The organism is Actinoallomurus soli, from assembly GCF_024055715.1.
GTDB lineage: Bacteria > Actinomycetota > Actinomycetes > Streptosporangiales > Streptosporangiaceae > Actinoallomurus > Actinoallomurus soli.
The window spans coordinates 519,848-537,699 of record NZ_JAMXMV010000002.1; the positions used below are offsets into that span (position 1 = coordinate 519,848).

A 17,852-nucleotide genomic window follows, 5' to 3' on the forward strand; every position below is an offset into this window, starting at 1 on the left:
CCCGACCTCCAAGGAGAAGACCATGACGTCCGTCATTCCCGGATTCGACTACGAGCGCGTGCCCGTCGCGGACGGCGTGTCCCTGCACACGGCCGTCGCCGGCTCGGGCCCCGCGATCGTGCTGCTGCACGGGTTCCCCGAGACCCACCTGATGTGGCGGCACGTCGCCGCCGATCTCGCCGCCGACCACACCGTCATCTGTCCCGACCTGCGGGGCTACGGCGCGAGCGACAAGCCGGCCGAGACCGACGCCGACGCGTATTCCAAGCGGACGATGGCCGCCGACGTCGTCGCCCTGGCCCGCGCACTGGGGCACGAACGGTTCGCGCTGGCCGGGCACGACCGCGGGGCCCTGGTCGCCTTCCGCGCCGGCCTGGACCATCCGGACACGGTGACCCACCTGGCCTGCCTGGACGTGCTGCCGACCCTGGACATGTGGGACGTGATGCACGGCGTCACGGCCGCCGTCGGCTTCCACCTGTACCTGATGGCCCAGCCGCCCAGGCTGCCCGAGAAGCTGATCGCGGGCAGCCCGGACGCGTTCTTCGGCCACTTCCTGGACCTCTGGGCCAACGACCCGGAGGCGATCCCCGCCGAGGTCCGCGCGGAGTACCTGGCGGCCTGCCGCAGTGCGGTGCCCTCCATCGTGGCCGACTACCGCGCCTCCGCCGGGGTCGACGTCGAGCACGACGAGGCCGACCGCGCCGCCGGGCGGCGCCTGACGATGCCGGTGGCCGTGCTCCAGCAGGACTGGGGCGCCGCCCTCGGCTACGACGCCGCCGCGGTCTGGCGCGCCTGGGCGCCCGACCTGCACCACGCCACGGTGACCTGCGGTCACTTCATGGCCGAGGAGGCCCCGGCGGACATCGCCAAGGCCCTCCGCGACCTCGTCGCCCGGTGAGCGACGCGTCCGGTCAGACCCGGTCGGCGGCGATCAGCAGGTACTGGAAGCTGCCGCCGGTGTAGGCGTCGAGGAAGGCGCTCTCGATGCCGGTGGCCAGGCCGGACCGGGAACGCAGCCGCCAGTACGGGATGGTCGCGGCGGTGAGGTCGACCACGCTGACCGGGACGAGGCGGTTCGCGGCCATCTCCTTGAAGTAGGTGCTGCGCGGGTGGATGTCGCAGATGTAGTGCGCGTTGATCTGGCTGACGGCGCGGGACGGCAGCCCGTACGCGTCGTTGTAGCAGCCGGTGATGGTGACGTACCGGCCGCCGCGCCGGAGCAGCCGCGAGTGCTCGGCGAACAGGGGGCCGAGCTCGACGTACATGGTGGACTCGTTGTTCCAGATCGCCCGGAACGCGCCGGTCGGGAAGCCGGTGTCGAGCATGTTGCGCAGGTGGAAGCGCACCGAGCCGTCGACACCGCGCCGCTTGGCCTGCTCGTTCGCGAAGTCGACCTGCGACTGGGAGATCGAGACGCCGTCGACCCGGCAGCCGAACCGGGCCGCGGCCACGAGGCTGGACCCGCCGCGCCCGCAGCCGGCGTCCAGCAGCCGGTCCTCCGGCTCGACGGCGCCGAGGTGGTCGAGGAGGAAGTCGGCCTGCGCGGACTCCAGGCGGTGCAGCTCCTCGACGATCCGTGTCTCACGAGCCTCGGGCGGGCTCTGCAGCACCGACCAGTCGACGTCGCCGATCCCGTAGTGGTGGTGGTAGATGCCGTCCACCTCACCCAGGCGGAGGTTGACCGGGTTGCGTTCGGTGTTCCAGTAGTCGGCGACCGCCCGCTGGTACGGGCTGGCGACGACTGCGGAGTCGTCGAGGGCGGAGTCGTGGACGGACGTCATGCCGGCCTCCTTCGTACGTCATCTTCGGGGGGTACCGGGCCGGCGCGCCGAGGGCACGCCGGCCCGTGGTGACCGCGTGATCCGGACCAGCGGTCGCCGGGTCACGCGGACGGATCAGCGGTAGCGGCTACTCGTGCTGTGCCAGTGGAAGCCGCCGCCCATCCAGGCCTGCGCGCCGCGCAGGAACCGTTGCAGCTCGGCCGACGGCACGACGGCGAGCCGCTCCTGCGCGGACTGGAAGTCCCGGACCAACCCGTTGTGCAGGCGGACGCAGGTCTCGATCGCCTCGCGCAGTGAGCAGTCACGCTCGGCGGCGACCAGCAGGACGAGGTTGTCCGACTGGCCGTCCGCCGCCTCCCGGGCGGCCGAGTGCAGGTCGTTGACGATGACGGCGGCGGTGCCCGCCTGCATCACGGCACGGTGCACCTCCGGCGCGTAGAACAGCTCGCCCGGAAGGCGGTAACCGCCGACCACGTCGATCAACGTCATCGACGTGTAGAAACTGTCGTGCTGCCGGGCGGCGAGATAGCGCCAGGCGGGAGGCAGCCCCCCGCTGAAGCGCCAGGCCGCGTACGCCGCCCAGCTCACGTACATCTGGAACGTGGTGTTGCAGACCCGCATGACCTGCTCCGGAGTGGCGTGGCGCCGGAGGTGGCCGGTGGCCGAGGCCAGCGCCACCAGCACCGGATCGGCCTGGACCGCCTCCTCCAGCGGCCCGGTGAACTCGGCCGCGGGCGGCGGCGGGTCCATGGCCGACATGACCAGCGCCAGCCGCGGGGGAAGCTCGATCGGAGTGGCCCCCAGGGCGCTCTCGTCGGCGTAGTAGTCGTCACTCGCCCACCACGCGGCGTTCATCTGGGCGGCGAGGAGCAGCCGGTCGGGGTCGTCGGTGTCGGGATGGGCGAGCATGGCGAGCCGGCCGAACCCGGTGCTGCGGAACGCCTCCAGGCGACCGGCGTAGATGCCGGTCTCCTCGGCCCAGGCGACGAGGGCCTCGTTGACCAGGTGCCCGAGCCCCTCGTCGTCGCGGACCGTCTCCGGGCAGTACAGCGGCGGGTACGACCCGTCGCCCCACTGCCGTTCGGCGTACCCCGGCACGGCGTCCCGGACGTCCTCGCCCGGGCAGGGGAGCGTGGGCCGCTCCGGCGCCGGCGGATCGGCGGGCGGAGCCACGCCCGTCTCCGCGGTACTCGGCGGGTCATCCGCGAGGAGGGGTGGCTCCGCGCGGACGGCCGGCCGGAGCGCGCCCATCAGGTGGGCCGCGGACGTGCCCAGCCCGGTCGGGCGGATCGGCAGGTCGTGTGACACGTGCGCTCCTGGGAGATCTCGGACGTACGGGCCGGCGATGGTGACCGTCGGGATCACGAGCCCGGAGCCGCGACCTCGACGTTCTCCAGCGCACCGAGGGCGTCCGGGACCAGGACGGCGGCCGAGAAGTAGGTGCTGACCAGATACGACGTGATGGCCTTCTCGTCGATGCCCATGAAGCGGACGTTCAGCCCCGGCTCGTACTCGTCCGGGATGCCCGTCTGACGCAGGCCGACCACGCCCTGGTCGTCCTCTCCCGTGCGCATGGCGAGGATGGAGGAGGTGTGCCCGTCGGTGACCGGGATCTTGTTGCACGGGTAGATCGGAATGCCGCGCCAGGCGGGGATCCGGCCGCCCTCCCGCTCGATGGGGTCCGGATAGAGACCGCGCCGGTTGCACTCCCGCAGGAACGCCGCGATCGCCTTCGGATGGGCGAGGAACAGCCGGGTGCTGCGACGGCGGGACAGCAGCTCGTCCAGGTCGTCGGGGGTCGGCGGACCCGATCGGGTCTGCATCCGCTGGGAGTAGTCGACGTTGTGCAGCAGCCCGAAGTCGGGGTTGTTCACCATCTCGTGCTCCTGCCGCTCGCGCAGGGCCTCGATGGTCAGCCGGATCTGCTGCTCCAGCTGGTTCATCGGCTCGTTGAACAGGTCGGTGACCCGGGTGTGCACCTTCAGCACGGTCTGCGCGACGCCCAGTTCGTACTCGCGCGGGGCGAGCTCGTAGTCGGCGTACGTCGTCGGCAGGTCCAGCTCGCCCGCGTGGCCGGAGAGCAGGGCGATCTCCGCCTCACCCTTGTGGTTCTGCGGCGCCCGCAGCGCCGCCTGGTACCGCGCGACGTGTGCGGCGAGCGCCTCGGACCGCTCGAGCATGGCCTGGAAGTCCTGGCGGGAGAGCACCAGCAGCGAGCAGGTCGTCATGGCGACGACCGTGTGGTCCCAGGTGAAGTCCGGATCCGTCAGCGCTCCGGGGAAGAGGTAGCCGCCGTCGCCCACCGGAGCGTGCGCCGCCGGCGTGTCGAACGGCCCCGCGCTCAGCCGGTCCACCTTCCCGTGCGCGACCACGAACAGCCGATCACCGGGCTGGCCGCGCTCGACGAGCGTCTCTCCGGCCGCCGCCTCCCGCAGCATGAACCGGCCGGCCAGCTCGGCCAGCACCTCTTCGTCGGTGAACCCGGCCAGCAACGGGATCTCCCGCAGGCTGGGGGGAAGGATCTGGGCGCGGTTCTCGCTGCCGGTGACGGCGACCCGGCCGCCGCCCACCTTGTAGGTCAGCCGCCGGTTGACCCGGTAGTGCCCGCCGGACACCTCGACCCACGGCAGGACCCGCAGCAGCCAGCGCGAGCTGATCGCCTGCATCTGCGGCGGGGTCTTGGTCGTCGTCGTAAGGTTCCGCGCCGCCGCCGTACTGAGGCTCCGCTGGTACTGCTCTTCCGCAGTCTCGTCGGTGGACACCGGCTCCTGCCACGAGGATGACGTCAAACCGAGACCTCCCTTTTCCGCGCGCGACAGTGCGCTGAGACGGAGAATTGACCTCGCGCGGACGACCACTTTAGGTGATCGATCCGATACGGATCGTATGGTCGGTCTCTCTCGGCCGGACACCCCCCGAGCGCGACAGCCTTCCCTTACCGCCGCCGTACGCGAATGTCGCCGACCGCTATCGGCCAGCTACCGATGGTCACGGGATTCGCGGGTGGGTCAGGTGGTGGGGAACAGGCGGGTGCGCCAGGACGCCAGTTCGGTGACGGCGGCGGCGCGCTGGTCCGCGGTGACCGGGGTGCCGCTCGCCGTGTTCACGACCAGGGCGACGTGGATGCCGGCGGGCGCGGTGAGGACGAGCCGGTGGGCCGTGGTCGAGCCGGTCTCGTCGGCAGCCGTGACGGCCCCGGAGGAGGGACGCCGGTGACGGTGCCGAGGTCGCTGACGACCGTGGTGCCCGCCGGGGCGAACGACCGGGGCAGGTGCAGCTCGGTGGCGGCGCCGCCCGACGTCCCGCGCCAGACGAGCACGCCGTACTGGCGGTCCTTGACGAGGGCGGCGATGGTCGGCGGCGAGGACGGGACGGTCAGCCAGCGGCGGGGCTCCCCGCCGCCCCGGCCTGCGCCGCGGGAAGGGCGACGGCCGCCGCCACGGTGAGCGTTTTTCCGGCACGAACCGACGCGAAGGACACCCGGGGCATGGCGCGCGGCCCTTTCTGGCAGGCGGGCCTTTCACTGTCCAACGACCGCCGTGTCTCGGCAATGGCCGTCCTGATAGGTTCTCTCGCCCGATGCGCTCAAATCCGCGCAAATTGGACTGGACAGGTGAAAATATGAGGACGCGTACGTTCACGGTCGGAGTGCTGTGTTCCGGGCTCGTGCTGGCCGGATGTTCGGGAGGCTCCGGAAACTCCGGCGACAAGGGGTCCAAGTCGGCGACGGCCCGCAAGACCAAGGCCGCCGCGGCGCCGGAACTGCCGGCCGGCTTCCGGAGGATCGGCGGTACGAAGAACGGCTTCACGGCCGGCGTGCCGAAGAGCTGGAAGGCGTTGAACCTCAACGAGCTGTCCAAGGCCCGCGCGGCCCTCGAGAAGAGCGGCACCTCGCCGGCCGCCGCCAAGCAGGCGATCACGACCCTGAAGGCGAACAACGCCGTCCTCGCGATCGACCCGAAGTCGGCGCAGACCGTGCGGTTCGCCGCCAACCTCAACGGGTTCTGCCAGGTGGGCACCGCCCCCTCCGCGGCGCAGTCGAAGGCGCAGCTGCAGCAGATCGGCGGTCAGCACATCGTCTCCCAGAACGTCACCGTCGGCGGCCAGTCCGGGCACAAGACGACCTACTACCGCAAGGTGGGCACCATCATGACGGTCGGCGTGCAGTACCAGATCACCGGCGACAGCGGGAAGGTCTGCTTCATCACGATGACCGCCAAGAAGGGGACGAAGACGCCGTTCAGCGCCATCGGCGCGACCATCCACGCGCTCTGACGGAGGGCGTTCGCCGCCCCGCGGGCGTTCGTCAGGGCTCGCCGAACTCGGCGAGGACGGCGGCGGTGTGCTCGCCGAGGGCCGGGACGGCCCCCATGCGCGGCTCGCGGCCGGCCACCGTCACCGGCGGGAGGAGGGCGTCGAGCGGTCCCACCGGGGACCCGACCCGCCGCCACCGGTCCCGCGCGGCGAGCTGCGGATGCGCGGCGAACTCCTCCATCGTGCGCAGCCGGGCGTTCGCGATGCCGGCCTCGTCGAGCCGGCGGACCGCCTCTTCGGCGGTCGCGTCGGCGAACGCCTCCTCGATGAGGGCGGTCAGCTCCTCGCGGTGCTCGACTCGCAGCGAGTTGCGGGCGAAGCGCTCGTCCGTCGCGAGCCCGGGCCGGCGCAGGACGTGCTCGCACAGCGCGGCCCACTCGCGTTCGTTCTGCACCCCGACGAAGACCTGCCCGCCGTCCCCCGTCCGGTGCGGTCCGTACGGCGCGATCGTCGAGTGCTCCGCGCCCGTACGGGCCGGGGCCGCGCCGCCGTACGCGGCGTAGTAGTAGGGGTAGCCCATCCACTCGCCCAGCGCCTCCAGCATGGCGACCGACAGGTCCGTGCCCTCTCCGGTGCGCTCCCGCTCGTACAGGGCGGTGAGGATGCCGCTGTAGGCGTACATTCCGGCGGCGATGTCGGCGACGGAGATGCCGGCCTTCACCGGCTCGCCGGGGGTCCCCGTCACGGACAGGACGCCCGCCTCGCACTGGACGAGCAGGTCGTAGGCCTTCTTGTCGCGGTACGGGCCGCTGTCGCCGTACCCGGAGATGCCGCAGGTGATCAGCCGGGGGTTGCGGCGGCGCAGGTCGGCGGGGACCAGGCCGAGGCGCTCGGCGGCGCCGGGGGCGAGGTTCTGCACGAGCACGTCCGCGCGGTCGACCATCCGGTGCAGGAGCGCCCGCCCCGCCGGGTCCTTGACGTCGAGGACCACCGACTCCTTGCCGCGGTTCAGCCAGACGAAGTGGCTGGACATCCCGCGTACGGTCTCGTCGTACCCGCGGGCGAAGTCCCCGCCGCCAGGGCGTTCGATCTTGATGACGCGCGCGCCGAGGTCGGCGAGCTGCCGGGTGGCGAAGGGCGCGGCGACGGCCTGTTCGAGCGCGACGACGGTGACGCCGTCCAGCGGCAGCGCGTCCGTCATGCGCCCTCCTCCGTCGGGGAGGTGACCAGAGGCGCTGCGCTCACGGTTCACTCGCTTCGCTCACTCCTGCACCGGCGGGAGGGAGTCCTCGGGCGGGCGCGGCACCGGCGGGTGCGGGGCGTGGTCGCGCTTGTAGACCAGCAGCGTCCGCTTGAACGAGCAGACGATGACGCCGTTCTGGTTGAAGCCCTCGGTGGCCACGGTGACGACGCCGACGTTCGGCCGGGAGCGGGACTCGCGGAGCGCGATGACCTTCGACCGCGAGTACAGCGTGTCACCCTCGAAGACGGGCGCCGGCAGCCGTACGTCGTCCCAGCCGAGGTTCGCCATGACGTTCTGCGAGACGTCGGTGACGGACTGGCCGGTGATGAGGGCGAGGGTGAACGTGGAGTCGACCAGCGGGCGCCCGAACTCGGTCCGCGCCGCGTAGTGGTGGTCCACGTGCACCATCGCGGTGTTCTGCGTGAGCAGGGTGAACCACATGTTGTCGGTCGTCGTGACCGTCCTGCCGAGCGGGTGGTAGTAGACGTCCCCGAGCGTGAAGTCCTCGTAGTACCGGCCACGCCACGTCATGACCCAAGTCTAGATGGCGGGCGAAAGCGAAGATCGTACGATAAGCGAGGCACTTGTCCTTGATCGGAAGCGGGCGCAGATGGTCGATTTCTCGCAGGGTCTCCCTCCGGCGTTCCTGAGCACCACCAACACGTCGTTCCGGCAGTTGCTCGCCGAGGTCGCGCCCGAGGCACTGCCCGCGGAACGCGTCCGTGTGTCGGCCGCCGGGCTCGACCTCCCGCACGGGACCACGATCCTGGCGCTCACCTTCGAGGGCGGCGTGCTGATGGCCGGCGACCGCCGGGCCACGATGGGCAACCTCATCGCGCAGCGCGACCTGGAGAAGGTGAACTACGCCGACGAGTACTCCGCTGTCGCGTTCGCCGGGACCGTGGGCATCGCGATCGAGATGGTCCGTCTCTTCCAGTTCGAGCTGGCGCACTACGAGAAGATCGAGGGCCGGCGGCTGTCACTCGACGGCAAGGCCCGCCGGCTGGCCGCGCTCGTCCAGGGCAACCTCGGCGCGGCCATGCAGGGGCTCGTGGTCGTCCCGTTGTTCGCGGGCTACGACCTCGACCAGGGGGCCGGCCGGATCTACTCGTTCGACGTCACCGGCGGCCCGTACGAGATGAAGGACTTCCACGCCGACGGGTCCGGCTCGCCGTACGCGCGGGGCGCGCTGAAGAAGCTGTACCGGCGCGGAATGTCCCAGGAGGACGCCGTCGTCGCGGCCGTCCAGGCGCTGTACGACGCGGCGGACGACGACTCGGCCACCGGCGGCCCGGACCTCACCCGCCGTATCTTCCCGACCGTCTCGGTCGTCACCGAGGACGGGTACCGGAGCCTGCCGGAGGACGAGATCCGCTCGGTCGCCGAGGCGGTCGTCGCCGCCCGCCACGACTCCCCCGGCGGTCCCATCGCGCCCCTGCGCTGAGCCGCCCGCGCCGGCGCGATCACGGATGCTGGAAGGTGACCTCCGGGTTCGCCGGTGAGGGGCCGTCGAGCAGGGGCTGCCGGACGCCTTTGAGGTGCAGGTCGAAGAAGGCGCCGACGTACGCGCGGGTGATCTCCTCCGCGCGCTGCGGAGAGATCCCGGTCCCGGGCCTGCCCACCCACGCGGCGAGGATGGGCAGGTCGGTGAAGGTGCCGTGGTCGGAGCCGGTGACGGTCAGCCAGCGTTTCCAGCCGTCCAGGTTGCGCCACGCCTGTTCCCAGGTGTCGTCGATGCCCGGGGCCTCGTGCTCGGCGCCGAACATCAGGAACGGGCGGTGGGACAGGCCGCCGGCCGGGATCCGCGCGTAGAAGGTGCCGTCCATGTTCACCCCGGCGTCCACCCGGTGGTCGGTGGCCATGGTCGTGGCGGTGGCGTCGCCGCCGATCGAGTGCCCGGCCATGCCGACGCGACCGGGGTCGATCAGGCCGGCGTGTCGCCATGCCGGGTGGTGGCCGGTCAGCCGGTCGAGCACGAAGGAGACGTCCTCGGCCCGGCTCCGGGCGATGGCCGGAGGGCCGCCCGCCGGAGGCTCGTCGCAGATGACGCAGGCGAGGGTGCGTCCGTCGGGGAAGGTCGTGCCGGAGTTCTCATAGGTGTGGTCGACCAGGGCGACGACGTAGCCGCGACCGGCCAGGTCCTCGGCGAGACCGGTGAGGGTCGCGCGCGGGAACCCGAGGCCGGGAGACAGCACCACCAGGGGAAACCGGCCGTGTGCCGGGCGCGCGCCGGTGTGCGCCCAGGTGCGGGTGCCGCTGAGCAGGGCGGGTGGGACGTCGACGCCGGGAGCCTTCTCCCGCAGGAACAGCCGTGCCTCGTCGACGGTCATGTACGGGGCCGGTCCCCCGGTGCCGGACCGGGCGGGGTAGTACATCGACACCATCAGCTGCCGCGGTCCTGCGGTCGGTACCCAGGGGTCGGTGCGGTGGCGGTCGACGAGGTGCAGGATGTCGCGGCCGACCGCGTACGGGCCGGTCGGGCGGGGCAGTGCCGGCACGTCGGACGCGGGCGGGGCCGCGGAGCGAGCGGCGCGCGCGACCGCGACCTGCCGGGCCGGTGAAACGGCGCAGGCCGCCGTCGCCGTCGTGAGGCCCAGCAGGGCGGCGATCAGGCCGGGCACGCGGGTCCGGCGGGGCGTCCGGGCCGAGTCGGTGGTTCGTGGCTTCATCGGGATTCCTCTCGGGAGGGAGCGAGGGCGTGCGTCACCGGTGGGACCGGGAGTCCGGTACCACTCGACGAGCGCGGGGATCAGCCGATCCGGCGGTGGACCAGCCAGACGGTGGCGAGGCCCAGCAGGAGGATGAGCAGGCTCATCCAGCCGGCCTCGATGAACTGGAAGGTCCAGAACCGGCCGGCGGGGTGGTAGCTGGTCACGATGGTGTAGTGCCGGGCCTGGAGCCAGTCCCGGTACGAGACCGAGGGACCAGGGTCGCCGGACATCGGGAGCTGCGCCAGGTACTTCGTGTACAGGAGGTGGCCGTCGGAGGTGCCGAGCAGGTGCCCGTTCGGATCCACGTACGCCTGGGCGACCACCCAGTCACGCGGGCCGGTCCGGCCGGCCGTGACGAGGGGTGTCATGTAGTACCGGCGGAGCTTGAAGACGAGCGCCAGGATGAGGCCGGAGGAGGCGAGGAAGACCGTGCCGACCGCCACCAGGGTGCGGCGGGTCAGCACGCCGGCGAACACCCCGGCCGAGAACGCCAGCAGCGTCTGGACCGGAAAGACGACTCCACCGAGCTCGAAGCCGAGGTAGTCGTTGAAACCGAACCGCATGACGTGGTCTAGGGGCGCGTTGTACCAGGTGTACAGGGCGCCGTAGGCCTCCGCCACCGCGGCCAGCACGGCGGCGATCAGCAGCAGCTTCGTCAGGATCCAGCGGGTGCGCCCGACTCCCTGGGTCCAGGCGAACCGGTAGGTGCCCGTCTCCAGCTCCCGTGCGACCAGCGGCCCTCCGAAGAACGCACCGAACGCCGCAGGAAGCAGCAGCAGGAACAGGAAGGGGAGCTGCTGCGGATACCAGTCGAACAGTTGGATGCGGAGGGCCTGGCAGTGGTCGCCGGTGAAGGAGGCGCACCGGCCCAGTCCGAGCCGGTGGTAGGTCGAGCGGGCCCGCAGGCCACCGGCCACCATCAGCGCGGCGAAGCCGGCCAGCATGCCCAGCAGACCGTAGAAGGCGGACCGGTGCTGGCGCCAGGTCACCCACGCGACGCCGAGGCGTGGCAGTGGCTTACGGCCGGCCGGAAGCGGGGAGGCGGTCGTCATCGGCAGGCCGCCTGTTCGCCATGGACGGGTCGCGGGCCGTCGAGCACCGAGGCCGAGGGCTCGCGCAGGTAGGCCAGCACCAGTTCCTCCAGCCCCACCGGCTGCCGCTGCCAGCCCGGCGGCACGGCGACCGGATCGGTGCTGCGGATCAGCAGGTGCGCCTGCGCGAAGGCACGCCGGTCCCGGACGACCGGGAAGCGTTCCGCGACGGCATCGGCCCGATCGGCCGGTCCGGTCAGGACGTGATGTCCCGCCACCAGGTCCTCGGCGTCACCACAGACCTGAATCCGGCCGCCGTGCATGACGACCACGTAGTCGCAGACCCGTTCCAGCTCCGCGACCACGTGGGAGGAGAACACCACCGAGACGCCGTCCTCCGCCACCGCCGCCATCAAGGCCGCCATGAAGTCATGCCGCGCCATCGGGTCCAGCGCGGCCAGCGGCTCGTCCAGGATCAGCAGCTCCGGGCGTTTGGCGAGGGCGAGGGTGAGCGCCACCTGAGACCGCTGACCGCCCGACAGCGCGCCGACCTTCTTCTCCGGCGGAATGCCCAGCTCCGCCAGGCGGGCACGAGCGCGCTCATCGTCCCAGCGCCGGTTCAGGCTGCGGCCGATCCGCAGCATGTCGGCCACCGGCAGGGTGCGGTAGAGCGCCGCCTCCTGCGCCACGAAGGCGACGGCGTCCAGCGCGGCGGCCGACCCCGCGAGCCTGCCGCCCGCCACCCGCACCTCGCCCGTCGTCGGCGTGGCCAGCCCGACCGCCAGGCTCAGCAGCGTCGTCTTGCCCGCACCGTTCGGGCCGACCAGGCCGACCACGTGTCCGGCCGGGATGGCCAGCGAGCAGTCCCGCAGCGCCCATGTACGGCCGTAGCGCTTACCGAGCCCGGACGCCTCGATCGCGGTGCTCACGCGACCACCCCCGCGCGGCCGCCGCCGTCCTCGTCCGTCCGGCCTGCACCGCTCCGCCGCAGCTCGTGCAACGCGGCCGTGAACAGGGCGCTCATCCCGGCCTCGTCGAGCCCGGCCTCGCTCGCGGTCCGCATCCACGCGAGCATGCTCTTCTGCAGGGCCGCCTGTTCGCGCAGGCCCACCCGGTCCAGGGTGCTCTCGACGAACGTGCCGAGTCCCCGCCGTCCGGCCACCAGGCCCCGGTGCTCCAGCTCCCGGTAGGCCTTCAGCACCGTGTTCGGATTGATGGCCAGCCCGGCGACGACGTCCTTGACCCTCGGCAGCTGATCGCCCTGTTGGAGATGGCCCAGCCGCAGCGCCTGCTCCACCTGGTGAACCAGCTGGAGATAGGTCGGCACCCCCGAGCCCGGGTCGAGGCGGAACTCGATCGGCGACGGCGGGCGGTCCGCGCTCTGGCCACCTTTATCTACATCCATAGTTATTGAGTTAAATGACCTTGGCCCCGTCTTGTCAACTCGCCGGCGGAAGAGACCTTCTCCCGATCGACCGATCGGGAGAAGGAGAGGTGTGAGGTGTGATGCCGTTCCTGTGGGTATCGCCGGGCCGGCGCGCGGCTCGGGTCGCCGAGGTTCTGGTACGGGGACTGACGGTCATGCTCGGCATGTCCGCGCTGGTGGCGTTCTTCATTCCGCTGGTCCCCGCGCTGCTGCTGTGGCCCGTGCTGCGCTGGCATCGGGTCCGCTGGATCTTGACCGCGTTCCTGCACGCGGCGGGAACCGTGGCGGAGCTGGGGCGTCCGGACACTCCCCCGGTTCCACGCCGGTCGGCTGACCGAGTACCGCCTCAGCGTTGACGACCTTCGGGCTCACCGAGCAGCCTTACCCGGTCTTCACCGCCGGCGCGCCGACGTGGGAGCGGAGTCAGTGCAGGGCGCTGCCGGCGAGCCACCGGTTCCAGGAGACCGTCCAGTACTTCCAGTCGTCGGCGTACGGCTCATCGGCGAACGGGCGCGTCGTCCCGGTCACGTCCACGATGTCGCCACGCTGAGAGATGTCGTAGAAGTACCTGGCGCCTTCCGGAGTCGTGCGGACGCAGCCGTGGCTCTCGTTCGACACGCCCAGGTACTGGTACTCGCCGACGCTCTGGTGCACGTACTCCCCGCCCATGGTGATCCGCACCGCCAGGTTGACCTTCTCCTGGTAGTCGTCACAGCCGGGTTGCCCGTGGCAGGTCGCCGTCATGGTCACGACCTGGGCCTTCTCCCTCGTGACATGGATCCCGCTGGTCGTGATGGTGGAGCGCAGGTCGCCCTTCCCGGCGCTGATCTTGAATTTGTGCACCGTGCCGTCGTGGTCGACCGTCATGTAGTGGGTCTTCGCGTTCGCCACGGTGACGTTGGAGTCGCCGATGCGGAAGGACCGGGAGACGTCACGGACCCCGTACGTGTCGCGAGCGGCCCGCACACCGGCCAGGTGCGCGGTGAAGGAGATCTTCTGGTGGGCCTGCCAGTACTTCCTCGTCCGGTACACGACCCGCCGGTCCGTGACCCAGCTCCAGGCACCCTCGTCGCCCTTGTCGCTCTTGACCTCCAACGCCTTCTCGACGTTCGCCCGGTTGGCGACCGGACCGGTGAAGTCGACGATGATGGGCATCCCGACGCCGACCTTCTCCCCGGGCATCGGCGTCACGTCCGCGATCCCGATGGTCTGCTTCGCCGTGGCCGTACGGAACGCGCTGGTGGCCGTGGTGACCTTGCCCTTGGAGTTCTTCGCCGTGACGGTGACCTTGTAGGACACGCCGGGCTTGAGCGTCCAGTCGGTCTTCCAGGAGGTGCGGTCGGCGTTGAAGGCGCCGGCGACGCCGGTGACCGTCTCCAGCGTGCCGCCGGACACGGTGACCGTGACGCCCTGGTCCGGGCGGACGTCGTTGCCCGCGGCGCTAATGCGTACCGTCGCGTCCGGCGCGGCGGTGCCGTCGCGGCCGGTGGTGTCGGCCGTGCCCGCCGAACAACCCGTCACGGCGGCGAGGGCGGCCGCCGCGGCCAGAAAGATGAGCTTCATTCGAGGGGGCTCCAGGAGGGACTACGGAATCCGGCAGGTAGGTCGGCGGTCGGCGTCGGACACGACGGTGCCCGGCCTCGCTGCCCATCAGATGCCCGGGAACGCGTTCGAGTTCGGAGAAAAGCCGCTGGATGGGCGAGAACGTTTCAGAGCCGGCACGGGACTCGTCCCGGATCCCCGAGCGCACCCGCAGACCGTCAGGGACGGATCACCAGGTGACGGGCAGGGCGTGCAGCCCGAAGAGCCCGGCGTCGTAGGCGAAGGGCAGTTCGTCGAGTCCGGTCGCCAGGCGCAGGGTCGGGATCCGGGCCGGCAGGGCGCCGTAGGCGATCTCCAGCTCGGCGCGGGCGAGGTTGTGGCCGACGCACTGGTGCACGCCGTGGCCGAAGGCGAGGTGGTGGTGCGCGGGCCGGCGGACGTCGAACGCGTCGGGATCCTCGAACGCCCGCTCGTCCCGGTTGGCGGACGCGGCCAGCACCGTCAGCCGGTCGCCGGCGCGGATCCGCACGCCGCCGACCTCGAGGTCGTCCTCCGCTCTCCGGTCGAAGCTGACCCAGTCCTGCACCGAGTGGAACCGCAGCAGCTCGTCGACCGCCCCCGGCAGCAGACCGGCGTCGGCGCGCAGCGCCGCGAGCTGCGCCGGGTGCTCCAGCAGCGTCACGATGCCCAGCGAGATCATGTTCGCCGGCGACTCGTAGCCCGCGAGCAGCAGCAGGAACGCCATGTTGATCAGCGCGTCGGTGGTCAGCTCTCCGGTGGGCAGGTACCGCGCGGCCAGCCGCCCGATGAGGCCGTCCTGCGGCTCACGCTCGGCGCGGCCGATGAGGTCGCGCAGATGGTCGCGGAGCTCGCGGGACGCCTGGGGCGCCCGGGGGTCGAAGGTCAGCACGCTGAGCATCCGCAACCGTGACTCGAAGAACGCGTGGTCGCCGGCCGGGACGCCGAGGAGTTCACAGACGACGCGTGCCGGCACCGGGCGCGCGAACGAGTCGACGAGGTCGGCCGGTGATCCGGCCGCGAGGATCTCATCGATCGCCGTGTCGACGATCCGCTGGATGCGCGGCCGCATGGCGGCCACCGGGCGCGCCCCCAGCTCCGAGAGGAGCATCCGCCGGTACCGGGTGTGCTCCGGCGGGTCCATGTCGATGAAGAACCCGTCGTCAGGCCGGTCGTCGTCGGGTCCGCGCGGCCGTTCGGGGCGTCCGGTGTTCGAGCTGATCCGCGGGTGACTGAGGATCTGCCGTGCCTCGGCGTGGCGGGTGACCGCCCAGACCGGCGCGCCGTTCGGCAGGGTCGCGCGGACGAGCGGCGCGCCGTCCCGCATCCGCCGGTACTCGGGCGGCGGGGCGAACGGGCAGGTCCGCGCCATCGGAAAGGACGGCGGTGCGGACTCGTCGTGCTCGGAAGCGGTCATCGCGGTCCCCCCTCGGCGCCCGCCTCAGCATGCAACCGCGATGTGGATCATGTCCAGGGACCGACCCCGTCGGATGGGCCGACGCGCCGGGGACTTCATTTTCGCGCGTGGGGCGCTGGGAACATCTATAGTCCAACGCATGTCGGAGGATCGGGAAGCCTGGGGCACCCTGCTCGAAGCCGGATTCCTGCACGCGCTGCGCGAGGCGCACACGGAGGCGACGCTGGCCGTGTTCGGCGCGATGAGCCGGGCGGCCGGGTTCAAGGAGCGGTCCTTCGGCACCGGTGCCTTCGACGTGCTGGAGACCCAGCTCGACCGGGTGTTCCACCTGGGGGAGTTCGCCCCGGACCCGGACGAGGCCGACGACGATCCGCTCGCGGCGATGGTGACCCGCCACGACCTCAACGGCTCGCCCGGCTGGCGGTACGGCCGCTACCGGATCCTGCTCAAGCGGCACCGGTTCGGCGCGGTCCGGGCGATCCGCTGGGACCGGGAGAGCTTCACCAAGCAGGTGGTCGCGCGGCAGGAGTTCCCCGACGACCCGCAGCTCAGCCTCGACTTCGGGCTCGGTCCCGTACGCGAGACGGACGACGTCGTGACGCTCGTCCTCGCGCACAGCGCGACGGAGGAGCCGCTGGAGATGGAGCTGTTCCTCGGCCGTCCCCGGCTGAACGCCGACGGCGGTCCGGCCTGGCACTGGCTCCGTCAGCTGAACGACGACACCCTCGGCGCCGACCGACGGCGTAGGCTCGTGCCCTCCACCCTGCCCCTGTGGGCCGACGACGAGGCCGATGTTCCGCTGCGGCTCCACGGTCGGCGTGCGGGCGGCGGAGAGACGAGTATCGAAACGGCCCAGTGAACGACCACACCAACGAGCACGCCGCGCGGCGGCTCGCCGAGGCGCGGCTGCTGTTCGACGCCGACCGGCTCACGCTGGCGCGGCGCCTGCGCGGCATGCGCAAGAACCAGCTGGCCCAGGCCGTCGGCACCACGCCGACCGCCATCGGCCAGTACGAGGCCGGCGTGCACCGGCCGTCGGAGAAGACCCTGTCGCGGCTCGCGTTCGCGCTGGGCGTGCCGGTGGAGTTCTTCCGCGCCGGGCGCGGCCACGTGTCCCTGGACACCGCGCACTTCCGGTCGCTGCGGTCAACGACGCAGATCGAGCGCGACCAGGCCCTCGCCCACGGCCGGATCGCTGCGGACATCGTCACCGCGCTGGAGGCGCTCGTCGAGCTGCCGCGCGCGGAGCTGCCCGAGCGGCCGGTGTCCCCGGAGGAGATCGCCGGGTCCGGTCCCGTCGAGGCGGCCCGGCTGGCGCGTCAGGTCATGGTCGGCGGCACCGGCCCGATCCCGCACCTCGTACGGCTGCTGGAGAAGCACGGCGTCATCGTGCTGATCCTCCCCCCGTCAACGGAGCGCGTCGACGCGTTCAGCATCGGCGCTCACCCGCGCCCGATGGTGCTGTTCAATCCGGCCAAGGGCGACTACTGGCGTAACCGCTTCGACGGCGCGCACGAGCTCGGCCACCTCGTCATGCACGCCGACGCCGAGCCGGGCAGCAAGATCATCGAGGACCAGGCGCACCGCTTCGCCGCCGAGTTCCTGATGCCGGAGGCGGCCATCGCCGACCGGCTGCCCCGCACCGCCGACTGGGCCCACCTCGCCGAGCTGAAGTCGACGTGGGGGGTCAGCATGGCCGCGCTGCTCTACCGCGCCCGCAGCCTCGGGATCATGAAGGAGAGCACGTACCGCGGCGCGATGAGCGTGATGAGCACCCGCGGCTGGCGGCGCAGCGAGCCCGGCCCGGTCAGGCCCCTCGAGACCCCCACGATGCTCACCCGGGCGGTCGAACTGGTCGCCGGCTCCGGCACCGGCCGCGACGAGCTGGCCGATCGGGCCGGAGTCACCCGCGCCGACCTCGACCTGCTGGTCCCGAGCCGCCGGGTGCCCGCGGTCGGCTGACCCGCCCCACCCCCGTACAGGAGGCACGATGCTCCGGCCGGTGCTCCCCCTCGTCGTGCTCGCCTGCGCCCTCGGTCTGGCGGCCTGCAAGTCCCAGGCCGAGTCGAAGCCGCAGAGCGCGGCCTCGTCGTCCCCGGCCGCCTCCGCCACGCCGAGCACGTCGTCCGCCGCACCGGCGACCACGCCGTCCGAACCCTGCGCGTCGGCGTCGGACTTCCTCACGGCCCGGGCCGCCGAGGGCTCGATGGAATTCCAGGTCTCCGGCCCCGTCACCTGCGACCACGGCTGGGCGGCCGCGTACTTGAAGCAGCCTGCCGGGCTCACCGACCCCGCCTGGACCGTGCTCCGGAACACCAATGGTCGCTGGCACCTGGTCACCTACGGCACCGACGGCCTCTGCGGCGCCCCGGGCATGGGGCCGGCCCCGGCCACGGTCAAGAAGGCCCTCGGCCCGTACTGCTGAC

At 71.8% G+C, this 17,852-nt stretch carries 19 protein-coding genes; 8 read left to right on the plus strand and 11 right to left on the minus strand.

What is annotated here, in order from left to right; genetic code table 11:
• The first annotated feature begins 22 nt into the window (after positions 1 to 22).
• Positions 23 to 901, plus strand: a complete 879-nt coding sequence (locus tag NDW01_RS08390; RefSeq protein WP_252818453.1) for an alpha/beta fold hydrolase — start codon at positions 23 to 25, stop codon at positions 899 to 901.
• 13 nt (positions 902 to 914) lie between these two features.
• On the opposite strand, the gene NDW01_RS08395 is transcribed toward NDW01_RS08390, so the two are convergent.
• The 3 genes from NDW01_RS08395 to NDW01_RS08405 all read right to left on the minus strand — a co-directional run bounded on the left by NDW01_RS08395 (position 915) and on the right by NDW01_RS08405 (position 4,546).
• Positions 915 to 1,784: a geranyl diphosphate 2-C-methyltransferase gene (locus tag NDW01_RS08395; protein WP_252782253.1), complete on the minus strand. Its 870-nt coding sequence runs from the start codon at positions 1,782 to 1,784 to the stop codon at positions 915 to 917.
• A 114-nt stretch (positions 1,785 to 1,898) separates the two neighbouring features.
• Positions 1,899 to 3,092: a family 2 encapsulin nanocompartment cargo protein terpene cyclase gene (locus NDW01_RS43505; protein ID WP_252818455.1), complete on the minus strand. Its 1,194-nt coding sequence runs from the start codon at positions 3,090 to 3,092 to the stop codon at positions 1,899 to 1,901.
• A 53-nt stretch (positions 3,093 to 3,145) separates the two neighbouring features.
• Positions 3,146 to 4,546 carry a family 2B encapsulin nanocompartment shell protein gene (locus NDW01_RS08405; RefSeq protein WP_252818457.1) on the minus strand — a complete coding sequence of 467 codons (1,401 nt, stop codon included), beginning with the start codon at positions 4,544 to 4,546 and terminating at the stop codon, positions 3,146 to 3,148.
• Positions 4,547 to 4,996: 450 nt separating this feature from the next.
• Between NDW01_RS08405 and NDW01_RS08410 the strand changes: the two genes are divergently transcribed.
• Both NDW01_RS08410 and NDW01_RS08415 read left to right on the plus strand, forming a co-directional pair.
• Positions 4,997 to 5,230, plus strand: coding sequence for a hypothetical protein (locus NDW01_RS08410; RefSeq protein WP_252818459.1), 234 nt, complete (start codon positions 4,997 to 4,999; stop codon positions 5,228 to 5,230).
• 175 nt (positions 5,231 to 5,405) lie between these two features.
• On the plus strand, positions 5,406 to 6,059 hold the full coding sequence (locus tag NDW01_RS08415) for a hypothetical protein (RefSeq protein WP_252818462.1): 654 nt from the start codon (positions 5,406 to 5,408) through the stop codon (positions 6,057 to 6,059).
• A gap of 31 nt (positions 6,060 to 6,090) precedes the next feature.
• Here NDW01_RS08415 and NDW01_RS08420 read toward each other — a convergent pair whose 3' ends face one another.
• Both NDW01_RS08420 and NDW01_RS08425 read right to left on the minus strand, forming a co-directional pair.
• Positions 6,091 to 7,239, minus strand: coding sequence for a CaiB/BaiF CoA transferase family protein (locus NDW01_RS08420; RefSeq protein WP_252818464.1), 1,149 nt, complete (start codon positions 7,237 to 7,239; stop codon positions 6,091 to 6,093).
• Between the two features lie 60 nt (positions 7,240 to 7,299).
• A complete protein-coding gene (locus NDW01_RS08425; RefSeq protein ID WP_252818466.1) occupies positions 7,300 to 7,812 on the minus strand; it encodes a MaoC family dehydratase in 513 nt (170 codons plus the stop codon).
• A gap of 79 nt (positions 7,813 to 7,891) precedes the next feature.
• On the opposite strand from NDW01_RS08425, the gene prcB reads away from it, so the two are divergent.
• Positions 7,892 to 8,725 (plus strand): proteasome subunit beta, encoded by an 834-nt coding sequence (prcB, locus tag NDW01_RS08430; protein ID WP_252818469.1) that lies wholly within the window; start codon positions 7,892 to 7,894, stop codon positions 8,723 to 8,725.
• Positions 8,726 to 8,744: 19 nt separating this feature from the next.
• Here prcB and NDW01_RS08435 read toward each other — a convergent pair whose 3' ends face one another.
• The 4 genes from NDW01_RS08435 to NDW01_RS08450 form a co-directional block, all read right to left on the minus strand.
• Positions 8,745 to 9,950, minus strand: a complete 1,206-nt coding sequence (locus NDW01_RS08435) for an alpha/beta hydrolase family protein (RefSeq protein ID WP_252818472.1) — start codon at positions 9,948 to 9,950, stop codon at positions 8,745 to 8,747.
• A gap of 80 nt (positions 9,951 to 10,030) precedes the next feature.
• A complete protein-coding gene (locus NDW01_RS08440) occupies positions 10,031 to 11,044 on the minus strand; it encodes a hypothetical protein (RefSeq protein WP_252818476.1) in 1,014 nt (337 codons plus the stop codon).
• Entirely contained in the window at positions 11,041 to 11,952 is a 912-nt protein-coding gene (locus tag NDW01_RS08445) for an ABC transporter ATP-binding protein (protein ID WP_252818478.1), read from the minus strand. The genes NDW01_RS08440 and NDW01_RS08445 overlap by 4 nt, the downstream gene beginning before the upstream one ends.
• Complete coding sequence (locus tag NDW01_RS08450; RefSeq protein ID WP_252818481.1) at positions 11,949 to 12,428, minus strand: GntR family transcriptional regulator; 480 nt, start codon at positions 12,426 to 12,428, stop codon at positions 11,949 to 11,951. Before NDW01_RS08450 ends, NDW01_RS08445 begins: the two co-directional genes overlap by 4 nt.
• 101 nt (positions 12,429 to 12,529) lie before the next feature.
• Here NDW01_RS08450 and NDW01_RS08455 point away from each other — a divergent pair, with 101 nt between their 5' ends.
• Positions 12,530 to 12,805: a hypothetical protein gene (locus NDW01_RS08455; protein ID WP_252818482.1), complete on the plus strand. Its 276-nt coding sequence runs from the start codon at positions 12,530 to 12,532 to the stop codon at positions 12,803 to 12,805.
• Between the two features lie 67 nt (positions 12,806 to 12,872).
• On the opposite strand, the gene NDW01_RS08460 is transcribed toward NDW01_RS08455, so the two are convergent.
• The gene (locus NDW01_RS08460) at positions 12,873 to 14,012 is read right to left on the minus strand and encodes a L,D-transpeptidase (RefSeq protein WP_252818483.1); all 1,140 of its coding nucleotides are present in this window, start codon (positions 14,010 to 14,012) and stop codon (positions 12,873 to 12,875) included.
• Between the two features lie 208 nt (positions 14,013 to 14,220).
• On the minus strand, positions 14,221 to 15,426 hold the full coding sequence (locus NDW01_RS08465) for a cytochrome P450 (RefSeq protein WP_252818484.1): 1,206 nt from the start codon (positions 15,424 to 15,426) through the stop codon (positions 14,221 to 14,223).
• A gap of 139 nt (positions 15,427 to 15,565) precedes the next feature.
• On the opposite strand from NDW01_RS08465, the gene NDW01_RS08470 reads away from it, so the two are divergent.
• The 3 genes from NDW01_RS08470 to NDW01_RS08480 are packed head-to-tail and all read left to right on the plus strand — an operon-like array spanning position 15,566 to position 17,851.
• Positions 15,566 to 16,285 carry a hypothetical protein gene (locus tag NDW01_RS08470; RefSeq protein WP_252782268.1) on the plus strand — a complete coding sequence of 240 codons (720 nt, stop codon included), beginning with the start codon at positions 15,566 to 15,568 and terminating at the stop codon, positions 16,283 to 16,285.
• The gene (locus NDW01_RS08475; protein WP_252818485.1) at positions 16,282 to 17,388 is read left to right on the plus strand and encodes an XRE family transcriptional regulator; all 1,107 of its coding nucleotides are present in this window, start codon (positions 16,282 to 16,284) and stop codon (positions 17,386 to 17,388) included. Before NDW01_RS08470 ends, NDW01_RS08475 begins: the two co-directional genes overlap by 4 nt.
• 28 nt (positions 17,389 to 17,416) lie before the next feature.
• Positions 17,417 to 17,851 carry a hypothetical protein gene (locus tag NDW01_RS08480; protein ID WP_252818486.1) on the plus strand — a complete coding sequence of 145 codons (435 nt, stop codon included), beginning with the start codon at positions 17,417 to 17,419 and terminating at the stop codon, positions 17,849 to 17,851.
• Position 17,852: the final 1 nt, after the last annotated feature.

Excerpts from the sequence above, each read along its gene's own strand:
- NDW01_RS08390 (WP_252818453.1), top strand. The coding sequence starts at position 23 with ATGACGTCCGTCATTCCCGGATTCGACTACGAGCGCGTGCCCGTCGCG.
- NDW01_RS08395 (WP_252782253.1), bottom strand. The coding sequence starts at position 1,784 with ATGACGTCCGTCCACGACTCCGCCCTCGACGACTCCGCAGTCGTCGCC.
- NDW01_RS08435 (WP_252818472.1), bottom strand. The coding sequence starts at position 9,950 with ATGAAGCCACGAACCACCGACTCGGCCCGGACGCCCCGCCGGACCCGC.
- NDW01_RS08470 (WP_252782268.1), top strand. The coding sequence starts at position 15,566 with ATGTCGGAGGATCGGGAAGCCTGGGGCACCCTGCTCGAAGCCGGATTC.
- NDW01_RS08460 (WP_252818483.1), bottom strand. The coding sequence starts at position 14,012 with ATGAAGCTCATCTTTCTGGCCGCGGCGGCCGCCCTCGCCGCCGTGACG.
- NDW01_RS08420 (WP_252818464.1), bottom strand. The coding sequence starts at position 7,239 with ATGACGGACGCGCTGCCGCTGGACGGCGTCACCGTCGTCGCGCTCGAA.
- prcB (WP_252818469.1), top strand. The coding sequence starts at position 7,892 with ATGGTCGATTTCTCGCAGGGTCTCCCTCCGGCGTTCCTGAGCACCACC.
- NDW01_RS08480 (WP_252818486.1), top strand. The coding sequence starts at position 17,417 with ATGCTCCGGCCGGTGCTCCCCCTCGTCGTGCTCGCCTGCGCCCTCGGT.
- NDW01_RS08415 (WP_252818462.1), top strand. The coding sequence starts at position 5,406 with ATGAGGACGCGTACGTTCACGGTCGGAGTGCTGTGTTCCGGGCTCGTG.
- NDW01_RS08465 (WP_252818484.1), bottom strand. The coding sequence starts at position 15,426 with ATGACCGCTTCCGAGCACGACGAGTCCGCACCGCCGTCCTTTCCGATG.
- NDW01_RS08455 (WP_252818482.1), top strand. The coding sequence starts at position 12,530 with ATGCCGTTCCTGTGGGTATCGCCGGGCCGGCGCGCGGCTCGGGTCGCC.
- NDW01_RS08440 (WP_252818476.1), bottom strand. The coding sequence starts at position 11,044 with ATGACGACCGCCTCCCCGCTTCCGGCCGGCCGTAAGCCACTGCCACGC.
- NDW01_RS08450 (WP_252818481.1), bottom strand. The coding sequence starts at position 12,428 with ATGGATGTAGATAAAGGTGGCCAGAGCGCGGACCGCCCGCCGTCGCCG.
- NDW01_RS08425 (WP_252818466.1), bottom strand. The coding sequence starts at position 7,812 with ATGACGTGGCGTGGCCGGTACTACGAGGACTTCACGCTCGGGGACGTC.